The organism is Chitinophaga skermanii (assembly GCF_003259335.1).
In the GTDB taxonomy this organism is placed as follows: Bacteria; Bacteroidota; Bacteroidia; order Chitinophagales; family Chitinophagaceae; genus Chitinophaga; species Chitinophaga skermanii.
In genome coordinates this window covers 89338-106218 of the sequence record NZ_QLLL01000008.1, presented here as the reverse complement: position 1 = coordinate 106218, position 16881 = coordinate 89338, and the positions used below count along the sequence as shown (strand labels likewise).

General features: G+C 43.1%; 18 protein-coding genes. 7 read left to right on the top strand and 11 right to left on the bottom strand.

What is annotated here, in order from left to right:
• The first annotated feature begins 210 nt into the window (after positions 1-210).
• Positions 211-870 carry a DUF4136 domain-containing protein gene (locus LX64_RS19910; protein ID WP_111599462.1) on the top strand — a complete coding sequence of 220 codons (660 nt, stop codon included), beginning with the start codon at positions 211-213 and terminating at the stop codon, positions 868-870.
• Positions 871-899: 29 nt separating this feature from the next.
• Positions 900-1523 (top strand): outer membrane beta-barrel protein, encoded by a 624-nt coding sequence (locus LX64_RS19905; protein WP_111599461.1) that lies wholly within the window; start codon positions 900-902, stop codon positions 1521-1523.
• Between the two features lie 73 nt (positions 1524-1596).
• Here the strand turns inward: LX64_RS19905 and LX64_RS19900 are convergent, their stop codons facing one another.
• Together LX64_RS19900 and LX64_RS19895 are read right to left on the bottom strand one after the other, a co-directional pair.
• On the bottom strand, positions 1597-2592 hold the full coding sequence (locus LX64_RS19900; RefSeq protein WP_158538690.1) for an FAD:protein FMN transferase: 996 nt from the start codon (positions 2590-2592) through the stop codon (positions 1597-1599).
• 22 nt (positions 2593-2614) lie between these two features.
• A complete protein-coding gene (locus LX64_RS19895; RefSeq protein WP_111599459.1) occupies positions 2615-3802 on the bottom strand; it encodes an acyl-CoA dehydrogenase family protein in 1188 nt (395 codons plus the stop codon).
• A 130-nt stretch (positions 3803-3932) separates the two neighbouring features.
• On the opposite strand from LX64_RS19895, the gene LX64_RS19890 reads away from it, so the two are divergent.
• A complete protein-coding gene (locus tag LX64_RS19890; RefSeq protein ID WP_111599458.1) occupies positions 3933-4367 on the top strand; it encodes a YciI family protein in 435 nt (144 codons plus the stop codon).
• Positions 4368-5093: 726 nt separating this feature from the next.
• On the opposite strand, the gene pyrF is transcribed toward LX64_RS19890, so the two are convergent.
• The 3 genes from pyrF to LX64_RS19875 form a co-directional block, all read right to left on the bottom strand.
• Positions 5094-5909, bottom strand: a complete 816-nt coding sequence (gene pyrF / locus LX64_RS19885; protein WP_111599457.1) for an orotidine-5'-phosphate decarboxylase — start codon at positions 5907-5909, stop codon at positions 5094-5096.
• Between the two features lie 138 nt (positions 5910-6047).
• The gene (locus LX64_RS19880; RefSeq protein WP_111599456.1) at positions 6048-6674 is read right to left on the bottom strand and encodes an FMN-binding negative transcriptional regulator; all 627 of its coding nucleotides are present in this window, start codon (positions 6672-6674) and stop codon (positions 6048-6050) included.
• A gap of 86 nt (positions 6675-6760) precedes the next feature.
• Entirely contained in the window at positions 6761-7858 is a 1098-nt protein-coding gene (locus LX64_RS19875) for an Mrp/NBP35 family ATP-binding protein (protein ID WP_111599455.1), read from the bottom strand.
• A 239-nt stretch (positions 7859-8097) separates the two neighbouring features.
• Between LX64_RS19875 and LX64_RS19870 the strand changes: the two genes are divergently transcribed.
• The 3 genes from LX64_RS19870 (at position 8098) to LX64_RS19860 (ending at position 11040) form a co-directional block, all read left to right on the top strand.
• Positions 8098-8736, top strand: coding sequence for a carboxypeptidase-like regulatory domain-containing protein (locus LX64_RS19870; RefSeq protein ID WP_111599454.1), 639 nt, complete (start codon positions 8098-8100; stop codon positions 8734-8736).
• Between the two features lie 117 nt (positions 8737-8853).
• Entirely contained in the window at positions 8854-9744 is an 891-nt protein-coding gene (locus tag LX64_RS19865) for a 3-hydroxybutyryl-CoA dehydrogenase (RefSeq protein WP_111599453.1), read from the top strand.
• Between the two features lie 72 nt (positions 9745-9816).
• Complete coding sequence (locus LX64_RS19860; protein WP_148707400.1) at positions 9817-11040, top strand: DUF6786 family protein; 1224 nt, start codon at positions 9817-9819, stop codon at positions 11038-11040.
• Here LX64_RS19860 and LX64_RS19855 read toward each other — a convergent pair whose 3' ends face one another.
• Positions 11041-11640, bottom strand: coding sequence for a YigZ family protein (locus LX64_RS19855; protein WP_111599451.1), 600 nt, complete (start codon positions 11638-11640; stop codon positions 11041-11043).
• A gap of 2 nt (positions 11641-11642) precedes the next feature.
• A complete protein-coding gene (gene ribD, locus LX64_RS19850; RefSeq protein ID WP_111599450.1) occupies positions 11643-12704 on the bottom strand; it encodes a bifunctional diaminohydroxyphosphoribosylaminopyrimidine deaminase/5-amino-6-(5-phosphoribosylamino)uracil reductase RibD in 1062 nt (353 codons plus the stop codon).
• Between the two features lie 11 nt (positions 12705-12715).
• Between ribD and prmC the strand changes: the two genes are divergently transcribed.
• Entirely contained in the window at positions 12716-13609 is an 894-nt protein-coding gene (gene prmC, locus LX64_RS19845; RefSeq protein WP_158538689.1) for a peptide chain release factor N(5)-glutamine methyltransferase, read from the top strand.
• Positions 13610-13626: 17 nt separating this feature from the next.
• Here the strand turns inward: prmC and LX64_RS19840 are convergent, their stop codons facing one another.
• The 4 genes from LX64_RS19840 to LX64_RS19825 form a co-directional block, all read right to left on the bottom strand.
• Positions 13627-14034, bottom strand: a complete 408-nt coding sequence (locus LX64_RS19840) for an ExbD/TolR family protein (protein ID WP_111599448.1) — start codon at positions 14032-14034, stop codon at positions 13627-13629.
• Positions 14035-14134: 100 nt separating this feature from the next.
• Positions 14135-14851: a MotA/TolQ/ExbB proton channel family protein gene (locus LX64_RS19835; RefSeq protein ID WP_111599447.1), complete on the bottom strand. Its 717-nt coding sequence runs from the start codon at positions 14849-14851 to the stop codon at positions 14135-14137.
• Between the two features lie 168 nt (positions 14852-15019).
• On the bottom strand, positions 15020-16267 hold the full coding sequence (gene pepT, locus LX64_RS19830; RefSeq protein ID WP_111599446.1) for a peptidase T: 1248 nt from the start codon (positions 16265-16267) through the stop codon (positions 15020-15022).
• Between the two features lie 98 nt (positions 16268-16365).
• Positions 16366-16794, bottom strand: coding sequence for an FKBP-type peptidyl-prolyl cis-trans isomerase (locus LX64_RS19825; RefSeq protein WP_111599445.1), 429 nt, complete (start codon positions 16792-16794; stop codon positions 16366-16368).
• Between the last annotated feature and the right edge of the window lie 87 nt (positions 16795-16881).

Sequence of the window (16881 nt, the reverse complement as noted above, 5' to 3'; positions counted from 1 at the left end):
ACCACTTTATACATATACAAACCTACTACCATAGCCAATCTTCTTAACATTTCATTAGAAATACTTTAACAATTTACCAGTAAACGAAAAGTAACATCCATACATCTAACACGTTGAATAAGAAAGGAAGTTCATAACGATCGTTGAATTCTTTAGATTACACGCAACCATATATTGTTTGCGAATTACACACCCGAAATTTTATACACGATGAAAAGATTATGGATATTGATGGGCTTTTCACTGGTTACGGCCGCTTTACTCAGCAGCTGCCGCAAAGAACCGCTCAACAATCTGACACAGGAAGAATCTAGAATTTACATCACGAATTACGACAAGAACGCGAATTTCACTACCTACAAAACATTTAGTATCGTTGATTCGGTGGCAGTTATTACCAACCGCGGCGATCATCAAAAGGCGCTTACGTCGTACGATCAAAAGTTAATCGCCACTGTAACCAAATCTTTCCAAGACAGGGGCTATACGCTGGTGGCCAAAACCGCGTCACCGGATCTTGCGGTAAACCTTAGCAGGATTGATAATACGTATAGTTCCGTGATCATTGGCGGCCCCGGGTATTGGGCTGGTTATCCTGGTTATTGGGACCTTGGCTACTGGGGTTATCCAGGTTGGGGTTACTATTTTCCTCCTTATTATGGCGTATTCTCGTATAACGAGCGCGCTGTTTCTATCGATTTACTCGACTTGAAAAATGCAACGCCGAAAGCCGGTGGTCAAAACCAAATTACCACTATATGGAACGCCATGTTACGTGGCTCGGGCGTATGGACAGGTGCAAACATTGATAGCATGATAGCTGCCGTGTTTACACAATCGCCTTACTTGAGCGCAACGGGAACGAAATAGATTTCTTGGAAGATTAAAATGAATCGAAGATGAAAAGTATTAAAATATATGTATTGTTATTAGCCGGCGTACTGGGTATTACCGGTGCAGCAAAAGCACAAAGTCGCCCGCCCCTTAGCTTACAGTTAAACTATTCCATCGCGCAGCCATTAGGTAGCTTGAAGGATTACGCCAATAAAACAAGTTTCCGCGGTTGGAAAGCGGGCTTCTTGTACAACTTCAACGACCAGTTCAGTGCAGGTTTGAACGTAGGTTATCAAGACTTTTATGAGAAAGTGCCTCGTGCCATTTACCCTGGTAAAGACGGTGCTATTTCGGCTGTACAACAGCGCACCTTGCAAACCATTCCGATTATGTTAGCTGCGCAATACGCTTTCACAAAACCCGAATCAAAAGTGATTCCATATGTAGGTTTGAATGCCGGTATTGCCGCCATGCGATACGAAAAATACTGGGGTGAATTTGTAGAGGGAGATGATAGTTGGCAGTTTATGGCTACGCCGGAATTGGGTATTAACGTACCCTTTGGTAAATACTCACCTGTGATGTTCAACGCAAACGTTCAATATAATTACTCCCCTTATAAAATGGGTGATATCACGAATTTCAACACCGTTCAAGCAAACATCGGTGTGAAAATTCACGTGAGATAAAACGACTTATACGTAACCATGATTTTGTGAGAAAGGAAAAAGCCCCCGTTCTGATAGATGGCGGGGGCTTTTGTTATTTTACGAAGTACTGGGCAAATCCTTCGCTGTACTTTTCTTCAATGTTACCGTCACTGTTTTTATAGATGTAATAGGCATGTAATTGCAAATGGGGATGTTTTTTCACGAAGTCTAATCCCTTCTCTACCCCTAGTAAAATCAATACATTATCATAAGCATCGGCAGTGATACAATCGTTCGCAATAACTGTAACACTTACGATATTATTATGTAAGGCTTCGCCTGTTTTGGGATTGATAGTATGCGCGAACCGCGTATGACCTTCATCAAAAAAACGACGATAGTTTCCACTGGTAGCAATGGCTTTGTTATGGAGTGAAACGAGGGCTGTAGATGGAATAACATCATCGCCATCACTAGTGGGCCGTTCAATGCCTACAGTCCATATTTTGTTTTGGCTATTATTGCCGGCAGCACGTAGTTCACCGCCTACATCTACTAAGTAACGTTCAATATTTTTTGATACTAAATAATCGGCAATAACATCGGTGGTATAACCTTGCGCAATGCCGTTACAATCTATTTCAACATTATTTTTTCGTTTGAAGAGTTGATGTTTTTTGATTGATAAATACTTCGTACTTACCAATGGCAACAGTGCAGCAATGGAGTCTTTAGCAGGCACGCCTTGTTTCCTTTTCACCCCGAAGCCCCATATATCTACTAAAGGTTTTACAGTTATATCGAATAAGCCATTAGTGCGTTGGTAGGTATCCATCGCTTTGCGCACAACTGTTTCCATGTATGCATCCATTTCAACCGATTTGTGTGCATTGAAATAATTGATACGAGAATAACCTTTATACAAGGATAATGATGAATCCATTTTGCTAAAGAGTGCTTCCACTTCCGCTTGTGTAACGCGCTGGCTATCTGCTACGTACTTAACGATGTAATAAGTTCCTTGTGCTTTCCCTTGGAGGGTGAATAATTGTTGCGCATAGGAATTTGTAGCGCATAAGATGCCTACAAAAAGTAAAAAACGTTTCATGCTGTATGTATAGAAATGCGCTTTATTTGAAGGCATTGAATCCTGTGATATCCATGCCGGTAATCAGTAAATGTACTTCGTGGGTGCCTTCGTAAGTAATCACACTTTCGAGGTTCATCATATGTCGCATAATGGAGTAATCGCCGGAAATACCCATCGCGCCGAGTACTTGCCTAGCATCGCGGGCAATTTGCGAGGCTACCGCACAGCTATTGCGCTTGGCCATGGAGATTTGTTCTGGCCGGGCTTTGCCTTCGTTCTTCAGTACGCCTAGTCGCCAGTTCATCAACTGTGCTTTCGTGATTTCTGTAATCATTTCTGCTAGCTTTTTTTGGATGAGTTGGAAACCACCAATCGGGCGATCGAACTGTACGCGTTCTTTGGCGTAGCGGAGGGCTGTATCGTAGCAATCCATGGCGGCGCCTATGGCACCCCAAGCGATGCCGTAACGGGCGGAATCCAGGCAACTAAGTGGCGCTTTCAATCCGAGTGCACCTGGTAAAATATGCGATTTGGGCACTTTCACGTTATCCAATACTAACTCGCCCGTTGCACTGGCTCGTAAACTCCATTTGTGCTTAGTTTCCGGGGTAAAAAATCCTTCCATCCCACGCTCTACGATAACGCCTTGGATTTTATTGTTGGCATTCTTTGCCCATACTACGGCAATATCTGCAAAAGGTGCATTGGAAATCCACATCTTAGCACCGTTCAGGCGGATATAGCCTGCATCGTCTTCATCATCTTCAAAGTAAGTTAACATCCCCGCTGGGTTCGATCCAAAATCGGGTTCGGTAAGTCCGAAACAACCCATCATTTGCCCGGTAGCCAGTTTAGGTAAGTATTTTTGCTTTTGTTCCTCACTGCCGTAAGTAAAGATGGGGTGCATTACCAGCGAACCTTGCACGGATGCCGTAGAACGAACACCGCTATCGCCTCGCTCCAATTCTTGCATCATAAGACCGTAGGAAATATAATCCAAGCCGCCACCACCATAATTAACGGGCAAAGTAGGCCCAAAACATCCTAAGTTGCCAAGCCCTTCAATGATATGTTCCGGGAAGGCAGCACGCTGACAATAGTCGTCGATAACGGGCGAAATACCTGTTTTTACATATTGCCGAACGCTTTCCCTCGTCATTTTATGTTCTTCGGTGAGTAGATCGTCGATGTTGAAATAGTCCGGTGATTGAAATAAGTCCTGGTGCATGGATTAGCGGGTTTTATGTGAATGAAAGTGGAATTTAAACCTTGTATAACCTCTTCATGGCAAGATACTAAATATCATAGCAAGATAAACTGATCTTTGTTACCTTGCATCCCAAACCACCATATAAAAGATGTTCAAACTTATCCCTACTATTGTACTCTTTACTGCCTTGTTGGCAATCATTTCCATCTACCCGCCTATTAAGGCGGTAGCCACTAAGCTGAAGCACAATGCTTGGCTGGATACTTCGGGTAACGACCCAGTGATGAAACAATACTGGTTAGTGCTATTAAAGAAAGGTCCGCACCGCGACCAACCCGATGAAGTTATTGCCGACATTCAAGCTAAGCACTTAGCCAATGTTGATCGCCTGCATGCAGAAGGTAAAATTGTTGTAGCCGGCCCTATGGGCGACAACGGTGATCTCCGTGGTATTTTCATCCTGGATTGTGCCGACAGCCTAGAAGCTGCCACCCTTGTGAAACAAGATGAAGCCGTAAAAACAGGCCGTATCATCTTCGAAATCAAACCGTGGTGGACTGCTAAAAACTGTGTGTTCAAATAAGTTCCTAAGCATACACACAAAAAGCGTGTATTGCTAAGCAATGCACGCTTTTTTAATGAATGTAAATTGACTGGTATTATTTTCAACCTTTATTCACCCTTAGTAAAAATCATCTAAAACAATATCTAAGAAAAAGCCATCAACATCCTTTCGATGTAAGATAAATTTAAGTCCCTTTTTAAGCGCTTTACATGATTATTTCTATTCAACCCACCACTCATATCAACCGATTTAAATTACGCCCCAAACAAGCCTATTTTCAACCAAATCACTTCACATACAACCCCAACGCAGCAAGTAAGCCTAAACTCTCATCCAACAAGGATTTAGAAGGGAAAATAGGGTAACGAAGATTAAAATACATCACAAATACTTGTCAAAAACATCCAAAATATATCTGAACCATTGGGAGAATATTGGAAGAATATTGGAAATACATTGAAACAACATTAAAACATATTACAAACCACACTGCGAAAAATAATCAAAAGGCTCGAAAAATGGGAAAACGACACCCATAACACCCTAATTTGCGACAAAAACGGCGCAAATGCAGTCTTTAAAAAATAGTCAATAAATCCACTGTTTAATCCAGGCTAAAATAACATCACTTCCTATCTAAAAATAGGCATTAAGATTACTTTCTTCAAGTGCTGTGTATACGCTATTGGTTAAATAAAAAAGGGCTCCTTAAAAGGAACCCTTTAAAAAAGTATGTAAAATAGCTTATTGAATAACGCCGTTTAGGTACAATCCCATTTCAGCTTGGTATTGCAAAGCTACTGCCCTAGCATCTTCTGCAAAACGTTCATCGCTCCCGGCAAAAATAATAGCTCGGCTAGCGTTTACTAGTAAGCCGCCATCTTTATTCAAGCCTTTTTCTGAAATCTCTTTTAAGCTACCACCTTGTGCACCCACACCAGGCACTAGGAAGAAGTGGTCTGGCAAGAGTTTGCGGATATTCGCGATTGATTCGCCTTGTGTGGCGCCTACCACAAACATCATATTATCTGGCGTTCCCCAGCTAGCACATTTCTTCATCACTTGTTCGTATAACAAACCGTCGCCGGCTGGTTGCAATTGGAAATCATTGCTGCCTTCGTTCGATGTTAAACCTAGTACGATGGCCCATTTCTCGCTGAAAGCTAAGAATGGTTGTACACTGTCGCTACCCATGTAAGGTGCAACCGTTACAGAGTCGAATGCGTATGTTTCGAAGAAAGTTTTCGCGTAATAGGTGGAAGTGTTCCCGATATCGCCACGTTTTGCATCGGCAATGGTGAATACATTTTTAGGGATGTATTCGATTGTACGTTGCAAGCTTTCCCATCCACGGATACCCAAGCATTCGTAAAACGCAGTGTTGATCTTGTATGCTACGGCAATATCTTTCGTAGCATCGATGATCGCTTTGTTAAACGCAAATACCGGGTCGGCATGCGAAAGCAGGTGCTTCGGAATCTTATTAATATCTGTATCCAATCCAACACAGAGGTAAGATTTCCTTTCTTTGATGAGGTTCACCAGTTCCTGTCTATTCATAATACTCTTATTAGGGGCGCAAATTTACGTAAATCACGGCAAAGCCCACCGTCGAATTACAACGCTGTGCGAATTTCGGGGATTATGCCTGTTTAAAATATTTTTTATTGCGATTTTTTAGTTAACGTCGTACTTCCCTTAATGGGTGGGTTTTTCACGCTTTTCCATCTCGTTGGCTATGAATGCTGCTTGCTCATCGCCCTGTTCTTTTAAATGATCTATCACGTGTTGGTAATCAGCACGATGCCGATTTTGGCTGAGTTTAAAACGGGTATGTACACCGGTGATACTCAATTCAAAGCCTACAATTGCTTTCTTCATCGATGCCATTTCGCCCGCGTCTATGTCTTGCACATGTACCCTATTCGGGCGGCCATGCTCGTACCTGTTGACTAGGTTTTCTAATAACGCATCCATTTCATCATTGTTCAAAACCCGGATTTTCCCGTAAACATGTACCGCCATGTAATTCCAAGTAGGTACACGATCTTCTTCATACCAGGAGCCGGAAATATAGGCATGTGGTGACGTAAAGATCGCTAAAAAAGTTTGATCCGAAGTAAATGATTGCCATTGTAGGTTGGCCTTGGAAATATGTCCTGTTATTACAAACTCACCCGGTGCCTTTTCTTCTAATTCCATGGGAATATGCGTGCCTTCGGGTACGCCATCGCGGGTACTAATTAGCAAACCGAAACTATGTTCACGGATAAAAGCGGCGACGTTTTGCCAGTCTTTCTCTTGGTTGTATTTAGGTGCGTACATGGTTAGGAGCGATTTTAGTTGGCGGATGTTGGGGTGTTCAGATAAAGAAGATCGCCGTACAGGGGCGTACGGCGATCGAATATGCTTTACGCGATAATTTCTACAATTTTAGTCGCCTCGAAGTTGGCGTTACGCATCGCAATACTGCGGGCTGCGTTACCGGCAAATTCTAAGAAAGCGTTTTTCGTAACCGGGTCGTTACCAGTCATAGCCGGTTCGCCGTAGTCACCGCCTTCACGGATACTTTGTACTAAAGGAATTTGACCGAGGAACGGGATATCCAATTCATCAGCCAAGCGTTTACCACCTTCTTTACCGAAGATAAAGTACTTGTTATTAGGCAATTCTGCCGGGGTGAAGTAGGCCATGTTTTCTACCAAGCCAATGATAGGTACTTTGATTTGCGGGTTGGCAAACATCGCGATACCTTTTTTTGCGTCGGCCAAAGCTACTTCTTGTGGTGTAGTAACAATTACAGCACCAGTAACCGGTACTGTTTGCACCAAGGTAATAGGAATATCACCCGTACCTGGCGGCATATCAATCACCAAGTAATCCAATTCGCCCCAATTTACATCAGACACGAACTGGCGTAAGGCGCTGGTAGCCATTGGGCCACGCCAAATAATTGCTTGTTTCTCATCGATTAACAAACCGATAGACATGAACTTGATACCATATTTCTCCATCGGTAAGATCACGTCTTTGCCATTGATGGTTTGCATCATTGGGCGTTCGCCGCGTACACCGAACATGATAGGTACAGAAGGACCGTATATATCCGCATCCAACAAACCTACTTGTGCGCCATCGGCTGCTAAAGCCAAAGCTAAGTTGGCTGCCACGGTAGATTTGCCTACCCCACCTTTACCGGAAGCAACCATGATGATGTTTTTCACACCGGGGAGCATGGACTTTCCATCTTTACGGTTGGTGCTTACGTTGGCAGTCATATTTACTTCAACTTCCGCTTCCTTACTTACAAATATGTGGATCGCATTAATACAGGCGGTTTTAATCATCTCTTTCATCGGGCAAGCCGGGGTAGTTAATACTACTGTAAAAGAGACTTTATTGCCGTCGACAGCTACGTCTTTCACCATGTTCAGCGTCACCAAATCCTTCCCCAAATCTGGTTCTTCTACGTTGCCCAGGGCCTCTAAAATCTGCTCTTTTGTTATCATAAATTACTGTTAAAATTAATCTTAGAGCTACAAAGTTAGCTCAATTGCATTTTAATTTGAACATTGCCTGCTGTTGATAGCAAAACATTTGGCTTTGAAGTATTGACTATCGTAGTAAAGTGCGCATGTATAAAAGATTTTATCATTTGTCATTGCCACGTTAAATCCTTGTATACCTGTTGAATGGCCTCCATTTTCGGCCATATGTACTAAAAAATTTGAAGTAACTTAGGAGCCGAATGAATAAAAGAATCTACATACTGTTCGCTATTTTCTTGTTGCCACTGTTCGCAAAATCGCAAATCACGCAGTTCCAAGATAGTGTCATCCAGATTTCCGGTATTACCATGACTGCCGATAGTTTACGTGCCATCCCGGCCGTGAGCATTATCGTAAAAGGGCAATCTCGTGGTACAATTTCCAACCCGGCAGGTGTTTTCTCCATAGTAGCGTTCAAAGGCGATACGTTAACCTTTTCCGCTGTAGGTTTCCATAAGAAAAGCTATACCATTCCTAAAAGTTTAACCGGAAATAACTTCTCCATGATTCAATTAATGGTGGAGGATACGATGCATTTACCGGTAACCATTATACGTCCTTTCCCAACAAGGCGACAAGTAGAGGCTATTATGACGAGCATGGACATTCCAGACGATGCTTACGAGATTGCCCGTAAAAACACCAACATTGCAAAAATCCGTGCATTAGCACGTTATACCCCTATTGATGGGCGTGAGGGTGTAAATAGTTACATGCAAAAACAAGCACAATCGTTGTATTATGCCGGTCAAGCGCCGCCACAAAACATCTTCAATCCTTTAGCTTGGGCACAATTCATTGATGCTTGGAAGCGGGGCGACTTTAAGCGTCAAGACTAAGCTTTTCCTTTCATAGAAATTCGTGGCATCCTCTTTTGGAGTGGTGAAAAAATGTTATGTTGCATTCCATCATACAACAAAATCATTTCTTAATCATCATTAATAACCATCAAAACAATGCAAAAAGTATCGGTAATTGGTGCAGGCACAATGGGTAATGGTATTGCCCATGTATTTGCCCAAAACGGTTTCCACGTAAATTTAATTGATGTTGCAGCCCCTGCATTAGAGAAAGCATTAGCAACGATCGGTAAAAACCTCGATCGCCAAGTAGCAAAAGAAACGATCACCGAGGCCGACAAAACGGCTACACTTGGAAGGATTACCACCTACACCGATATGGCCAGCGGCGTAAAAGACGCTGAATTAGTGGTAGAAGCCGCTACCGAGAATATCGACCTAAAACTGAACATCTTCAAGCAACTGGATCAACATGCCGCACCCGGCGCGATCCTTGCCACCAATACATCCTCTATATCCATTACAAAAATTGCTGCAGTTACCAAGCGTCCTACACAAGTAATTGGCATGCACTTCATGAACCCGGTACCGGTTATGAAGCTCGTGGAAATTATTAATGGCTATGCGACAGACAAAGAAGTAACGAAGAAAATTGAGGCTTTGTCGGTACAGTTGGGTAAAGTGCCTTGCGTGGTAAACGATTACCCTGGCTTTATTGCGAACCGAATTTTGATGCCGATGATCAACGAAGCCATCTACTCTTTATTTGAAGGCGTAGCCGGTGTGAATGAAATTGATACTGTCATGAAACTAGGCATGGCGCACCCGATGGGACCATTACAATTAGCGGATTTCATTGGATTAGACGTATGTTTATCGATCTTGCATGTATTACACCAAGGCTTCGGTAACCCGAAATATGCCCCTTGTCCATTACTCGTAAACATGGTAACCGCGGGTTACTTGGGTGCGAAAAGTGGCGAAGGATTTTATAAATACACCCCGGGCAGCAAAGAGCTCGTGGTGAGTAGCATTTTTGCCAAATAATTTGCAACATTGCGCAATGTGTACTAGCATATTGCGCAATGCTTATTTTTGTAGCGATTAAATACGATCCTATTGTTACGAAAACTTCTAGCCATATCTTTTTCCACGCTCTTGCTGTATGCCTGCAAGAACGCTCCTTCTTCCCATCAACACCACCATACTACCACCACTAAAGATGCCATCAACGAAGATCAACCGTATAAAGCGGCGATGCAATTCGTGGGTAAATACACGAAAGCTATCCAATTAAAAGATAGTACAAGTCCTGCTGTATTAACGATTACGCCTGCATGGCAAGGCCGCATAATTAGTAGTGCCGTTGAAGTGAATGGTGATAATTTTGGCTGGTTGAATTATGATTTAATAGCTGGGCAAAAATCGGTATCGCAAGTAAATCTCCGCGGTGGAGAAGACCGTATCGATATAGCCCCCGACTCGTTTTACTTTGCCCCACACGATACTATCGACGCTACGCATTGGCACACGCCACCAAGTTTTGATACAGAACCATTCCAGGTTACCTATCAAGGCAGGGGCGTTGTAACTGTAGAGAAAGACATGCACTTATTGCACCACAATGGGCAAACTTTTGATATAAACGTGCAAAGGAAATTAACACTGATAGCCCGGAAAGATATTCCTAATTACCTGGATCAAGATGTACCCCGGGCCATCAAAGCCGTGGCGCATGAGAGTGAGAATGTGTTTGTGAATACCGGTCGTATAAAGTGGGATGGCACTACGGGTCAGCCTGCTATACGGGTAACAGGCATGTTCCCGGCAGGAGAGCAGGTTTGGTTATTGGTACCTTTCAATGAAGAAAAGATGCCCACTTCACAGCTCGATCAATACATGAAAGAAGTTGACTACGATGTGCGCAGTAACACCATTTTAGTAAGATTGAAAGGTGCAAACCCTATAGCAGTAGGAATTCCACAGGCTTTTGGCAAAAACTATATAGGCGTTTACGACGCTGAATCTCAACAACTCACAATTGTGCAATTTACCCTTTCGCGTAGTAAACAATTCTTTAAGAACAACCGCTGGCCTATGCAAAGCCTTTCTGATGGCTTTGCAGCAACGGTTTATTATGCGGGTGAAAAGAATGATACGGCTATTAATAGCGGGTATTATTACAGCATTGCCAGCTATTCCCCTCTTTCGAAAGTAAATACCGGCGGTAGATTACTGCATTACCATCGTACATTCCATTTAGTGGGTACCGATAAGCAATTGTCGGGGATTACGAAAAAGCTCTTCGGTGTAACGGTGCAGGAGATCAAGCAATCTAACTAGTTATTTAGCTGGTCGGATTTCCAAGCCGTGAATATCGTTCAAACGGAGCAAGCATAACTCTTGGTTCGCTTTCGGGATACCGATTTCCATTACGCAGAACAGTTGTAGTTCTTGCGAAATAATGGTGCAGTTATTTTGCTTTACGACGGTCATAATTTCATTTAAAATCGTGTAGTCGAATGTGAGTGTGTAGTTAACTTCTACGTTCTTTTGCACAGCGGGCACTAGTTGTAAAACAAGGGCGGCGCTCATTTTATAGGCATTGATTAAACCGGGTACCCCCAGTAAAGTGCCACCGAAATAACGCACTACGACTACGAGTACATCGGTCAATTGTTTGCTATCAATTTGGCCTAAGATAGGCTTGCCGGCGGTGCCTGAAGGCTCGCCATCGTCGTTTGCGCGGTATTGGGTACCGCTGGTACCGAGGCGATAGGCGTAACAATGGTGCGTTGCTTTGGGGTGTTCCTTTTTCACTTCAGCCAAGCATTCTTTTACTTGTTCCGGTGTTTTCACCGGGTACGTATATGCAATAAACTTGCTGCCTTTATCTTTAAACTCTGCATTTGCTGCTTTCTCGATTGTAAAAAATACTTCCATGATTAAAAATAAGGGGCTAATGTATTAAGTCGATGATAATAAATTGTGTCTGTTGCGAGGTGCGTTATACCTGTTGCAGGGGAGAAATTCCAGCTTGGTGCAGAAACGCCTGTACCTAAAGGTTTTTCATTGACGATGATCCTAGCCTCATCCCAGAGTTCAAGTGCAATAAATTCTTGCAGGGTGAAGGCACCGCCTTCTATTAAGATACTTTGCACATGGTGGATGTGCAAGGCACTAAGCATTTGTTGAAGGACATTTCCATTGCGCTCAACTGTAATAGCAGTAGCACCACATGGCACTGTACCGTGGGTGGTAACGATGAATGTTTTCACCGAGCCATCGTAGATATGGTGCGTAGGGGGAATGCGCAGGTCGAGGTCTATAACAACGCGGGCAGGGTTATTGCCGGGCCATAGTCGTGTATTTAACCTTGGATTATCATTCACGGCGGTATTTGTACCAACGAGAATAGCCGCTTCTTCGCTACGCCATTTGTGCACGAGGCGATCGGTGTATTCGTTTGAAATCTTTACCGGTTGGCGATCGGTGGTACCTATGAAGCCATCTACAGATTGCGACCATTTGAGAACAATGTAGGGTCGTTTCTGCTCGTGGAAGGTAAAGAAGCGTTTATTCAGTTCCCGGCAAGCATTTTCCAGGATACCTGTAGTTACTTGAATACCGGCGTTTTTAAGTATTTCGATGCCTTTGCCACTAACCTTCGAAAAGGTATCTACGCAACCGATAACAACATGCGGGATTTGTTCGCGAACAATGAGATGGGCGCATGGTGGGGTTTTCCCATGATGCGCACATGGCTCGAGGCTTACGTACATGGTAGAAGACTTGATCAATGGGCGATCGATGTCGGCCACGTTATTTACGCAGTTTACTTCTGCATGGGCTTGCCCATATTGTTGGTGATACCCTTCCCCGATGATCCTTCCATTATACACCAACACGGCACCTACCATAGGATTAGGCATCACATGCCCTGCGCCCATGGTGGCCAGTTCAATGCACCGTTGCATAAATATTTCGTGATTCAAAGCCGCTGTCATGCCGAATGTTTATGTTTGCAAAAATATTGTTTCACCAGGAGTTTTCCGTTACCATGACCGTACAAGAAGCTTTTTCTCACAGTATGCACCAAGTGCAGAGTTTATATGATAGCCGCGAAGCCGCTGCCATAGCGAATTTGCTAATTGAACACATTACAGGATTATCTCGCATCGACCGGGTGATTTATAATAATAAACCATTGGAGGCCGACCAACAAGCGCGGTTGGAGAGCTGTATACAACAGTTATTGGCTCACCGTCCTTTACAATACGTAATAGAGGAGAGTTGGTTTTACGGGATGCAATTTTATGTGAATGAGCATGTGTTGATTCCCCGTCCAGAAACGGAGGAATTGGTGCAATGGGTATTAGAAGAGCAACCGGTTACACCTCATGCCACCATCATCGATATTGGTACGGGAAGCGGTTGTATACCTATTTCCATTCAGAAGAACTGGCCAGCGGCCAAGGTATACGCGATTGATGTAAGTGAAGATGCTTTAGCAGTAGCCCAGAGGAACGCCGACAAACTCCAAGCCAGCGTACAATTCATTGGCCAGGATATATTGCAACCGGGTGCCATGGATCAATTACCCCAATTCGACATCATCGTTAGCAATCCCCCCTATATAAAAGAGCAAGAAAGTGCCGACATGCAAGCCCACGTATTGCAGTACGAGCCGGCCCTCGCGTTGTTTGTACCCGATACAGATCCTTTATTATTTTACAGGACCATTGCCGAATTGGGTAAAGAAAAGTTGCAACCCAATGGGAAATTATTCTTTGAAATTAACGAAGCACATGGAGAAGACACCATGCAACTAATGCGTTCGTTAGGATATAAGAACGTGATCTTGCGCCAGGATATATTTGGCAAAGACAGGATGGTTTGTGGTATGTTGTAAGGAAAATTGGCTTGAATTTACTTGCTGCCTGTACCCGGGTTAGCGGTGGCCAATACTACTTTGGCGCCTAGTTCGCGGGCAAGTTCCATTAGGCTTACTACATCTTCAACAGGAACAGATTTTTCGGCATTAATTACGATAGAAGCCTCTACATCGCCAGCTAATTTAGGAGCAAGCGTGGCTTTTAGATCGTTGAAAGGCACTTTGGTGGTACCTACGAAGAATTCGCGTTTAGCATCGATACTTACTACCACCGTTTGTTTAGCCTTGGTGTTACTTTTCGCTTTGGGCAGCGTTAATTTAATAACATTGGGATTGGCCAACGTAGACACAATGAGGAAGAACAACAGCAAGATGAACAAGATATCGTTCAATGCCGAGTTGTGCATTTCCGCACCTGCTTTTTTTCGTCTACGAATATTCATTGAGTAGTAATATTTTATAATTCGAGGAAGAAAACGATGCCGCTGGTTACAACAGCATCGTTTCTATATAGTTGTTTGAAAATCTATCTGAATGATAGGATCAGCTTGGTTCTTGCAAGATATCGATGAATTCAGCAGAAGCACCTTCCATTTTATTCACCACTTTATCGATTTGTGCATTCAAGAAGCTATAACCAATGAAAGCAATGATACCGATAATAAGACCGGTAGCGGAGGTCACCATCTTTACATAAATACCACCTGCGATGGCATTCAATGTAATATCACCTGTAACGGAGATATTGAAGAAAGTTTGGATCATACCGGCGATGGTACCCAAGAAACCGAACATTGGGGCCACACCTGCCACGATAGAGAGGATCACAAGGTTTTTCTCCATTTTGTAGATCTCCAACTTCGCTACGTTCTCCATAGAACGTTCGATGGCTTCGATTTTCTTGCCGATTCTTTGTACACCTTTATCGATCACGCGTGCAATAGGACTGTTGGTATTCTTGGTTAAAGAACGGGCAGCCGTGATATTGCCAGCAGTAATTTGATCGCGCAACATGGCCATGAAATTATCATCGAGCTTGCTGGCTTTCTTAATGTATAAGAATCTTTCAATAAAAACGTACACAGCTACGAGCGACAAAACACCCAAAGGGATCATAATGGGACCACCTTTGTATAACATATCCCACACGTTCATTTGTTGCGATGCGGCCGCGGCCGGTGAAACACCTTGGGCAACCGTGTCGGCCTTCACGCCACGGAGCAAAGAATCTTGTAATAATGTAATGACTCCTAATACCATGTATATTTATTTAACCTTGCAAAAGTATATAATCCACTTGCAATAAGCGATTAAAGTACTACTAAAATAATTAATCTAAAAACGGTAAGGCGCGGAAATTATTTTAACGCGACCCCAACATTCCTACAGGTAAGTTATAAATGCTTGCTAGCAAAGGATTTAGCGAGATTAGCTTCTCTCTTCCCACACCTGTACTAAATGAACAATGGTATCTACTGCTTTCTGCATATCTTGGATACTTACGTATTCGTGTTTGCTATGGAAGCTCATTTCGCCCGTAAAGATATTCGGACAAGGTAAGCCCATAAAGCTTAAACGAGAACCATCGGTACCACCACGGATACTCATTTTCAACGGCTCGATACCTGCTCTTTTAATTGCTTCTTCTGCGAAAGCTACTACTTGCGGATGTTGATCCAATACTTCTTTCATGTTGCGGTATTGTTCCGTTACTTTGAAAGTAGCAGTAGCACCTTCGTGGCGTGACATCACGCTATCCATTACTTTGCGCAAATAGAACTCGTGTGCTTCTAATTCGCGGGTAGTAAAATCGCGGATAATGAAATCTATTTCTGCAGTTTCTACTACACCGTGCATACGTACGGGGTGAATGAAACCTTGACGATCTTCTGTTGTTTCTGGTGAAAGAATATCTTTCGGTAACGCATCAACGATTTCAGACGCAATTTTAATAGCGCTGATTAACTTACCTTTTGCCATACCCGGGTGCGCACTAACACCATTGATAACGATTTTCACAGCATCTGCAGAAAAGGTTTCATCTTCCAATGAGCCTAATTCGCCGCCGTCCATCGTATAACCAAAATCTGCGCCGAGTTTTTGCATATCAACATATTTTACACCTTGACCAATTTCTTCATCGGGTGTAAAAAGGATGCGAATAGCGCCGTGTTTCACATCGGGGTGTTGCATTAAGAAAGCAGCAGCATCCATGATTTCGGCTACACCGGCTTTATTATCGGCGCCCAGTAAAGTAGTACCACTAGCCGTGATAATATCGTCGCCAATTTTTTCTTTTAGGTAAGGGTGATCGGCTGCGCGGATGATTTGCGTGGTATCATCGGGCAATATCATGTCGGCACCTGTATAGGCTTTATGCACAATGGGTTTTACCCCTGTGCCGCTGCTGTCACTTGAAGTATCCATGTGAGAGCAAAGACATATAACAGGCACTTTTTTATCGGTAGTTGCAGGAATGGTAGCGTAAACGTAGCCGTATTCATCCATATGTGCATCGCTAATGCCCATATCTAGTAACTCGCTCACGAGGATGCGTGCGAGATCTTTTTGTTTTTCTGTAGAAGGAAAGGAATCACTTAAGGGATCAGATTGCGTATCCACTTGCACATATTGCATAAAACGGTCGGCCACCGTGTATTTGTAATCTTTCATCATAATAACAAACCTATGTAATTAATATAGAACAGAAAAAAAAAGACCGCATGTTTTAATAACACCCGGTCTTTTTTAAGATCGTATTTGTAAGTCGTGAATTATACAATTTCAACGAGCTCAATGTCGAATACTAAATCTTCACCAGCCAAAGGATGGTTTGCATCAAGTGTGATGAATTCGTCGCTAACAGCAGCAACTTTTACTGGAAACACTTGACCTTGAGGATTGCTCATTTGCAATTCCATACCCACTTCTGGTTTAAGATCTTCCGGCAAATTGCTTTTAGGGAAATCCATGATCATTTCCTCGCTTTTAGGACCGTATGCTTCAGCCACTGGAATATGCACAGTTTTTTTATCGCCCACTTTCATGTCCAAAACACCGTTATCGAAACCTTTGATAACCATGCCGGCACCCACTTTGAATTCGAGTGGTTGTCTGCCTTCTGATGAATCGAAAGTAGTACCATTGGTTAAGCGACCGTGATAATGTACACGTACGGTATCTCCGCCTTTTACTGCTTGCATAAATAGAATTTAAAAAAGTAAATAATACGCAAGGTAAGGAAAAAATATTATCGGCAGCCCCACCCCTATAATTTCCCCTCTTTTTCC

What these genes read in the sequence shown, in the direction of transcription:
- LX64_RS19910 (WP_111599462.1), top strand. Translation starts at nt 211, where the DNA reads ATGAAAAGATTATGGATATTGATGGGCTTTTCACTGGTTACGGCCGCT.
- LX64_RS19835 (WP_111599447.1), bottom strand. Translation starts at nt 14,851, where the DNA reads ATGGTATTAGGAGTCATTACATTATTACAAGATTCTTTGCTCCGTGGC.
- LX64_RS19865 (WP_111599453.1), top strand. Translation starts at nt 8,854, where the DNA reads ATGCAAAAAGTATCGGTAATTGGTGCAGGCACAATGGGTAATGGTATT.
- LX64_RS19825 (WP_111599445.1), bottom strand. Translation starts at nt 16,794, where the DNA reads ATGCAAGCAGTAAAAGGCGGAGATACCGTACGTGTACATTATCACGGT.
- LX64_RS19875 (WP_111599455.1), bottom strand. Translation starts at nt 7,858, where the DNA reads ATGATAACAAAAGAGCAGATTTTAGAGGCCCTGGGCAACGTAGAAGAA.
- LX64_RS19870 (WP_111599454.1), top strand. Translation starts at nt 8,098, where the DNA reads ATGAATAAAAGAATCTACATACTGTTCGCTATTTTCTTGTTGCCACTG.
- prmC (WP_158538689.1), top strand. Translation starts at nt 12,716, where the DNA reads ATGTTTGCAAAAATATTGTTTCACCAGGAGTTTTCCGTTACCATGACC.
- pyrF (WP_111599457.1), bottom strand. Translation starts at nt 5,909, where the DNA reads ATGAATAGACAGGAACTGGTGAACCTCATCAAAGAAAGGAAATCTTAC.
- LX64_RS19880 (WP_111599456.1), bottom strand. Translation starts at nt 6,674, where the DNA reads ATGTACGCACCTAAATACAACCAAGAGAAAGACTGGCAAAACGTCGCC.
- LX64_RS19895 (WP_111599459.1), bottom strand. Translation starts at nt 3,802, where the DNA reads ATGCACCAGGACTTATTTCAATCACCGGACTATTTCAACATCGACGAT.
- LX64_RS19905 (WP_111599461.1), top strand. Translation starts at nt 900, where the DNA reads ATGAAAAGTATTAAAATATATGTATTGTTATTAGCCGGCGTACTGGGT.
- LX64_RS19900 (WP_158538690.1), bottom strand. Translation starts at nt 2,592, where the DNA reads ATGAAACGTTTTTTACTTTTTGTAGGCATCTTATGCGCTACAAATTCC.
- ribD (WP_111599450.1), bottom strand. Translation starts at nt 12,704, where the DNA reads ATGACAGCGGCTTTGAATCACGAAATATTTATGCAACGGTGCATTGAA.
- pepT (WP_111599446.1), bottom strand. Translation starts at nt 16,267, where the DNA reads ATGATGAAAGATTACAAATACACGGTGGCCGACCGTTTTATGCAATAT.
- LX64_RS19855 (WP_111599451.1), bottom strand. Translation starts at nt 11,640, where the DNA reads ATGGAAGTATTTTTTACAATCGAGAAAGCAGCAAATGCAGAGTTTAAA.
- LX64_RS19890 (WP_111599458.1), top strand. Translation starts at nt 3,933, where the DNA reads ATGTTCAAACTTATCCCTACTATTGTACTCTTTACTGCCTTGTTGGCA.
- LX64_RS19840 (WP_111599448.1), bottom strand. Translation starts at nt 14,034, where the DNA reads ATGAATATTCGTAGACGAAAAAAAGCAGGTGCGGAAATGCACAACTCG.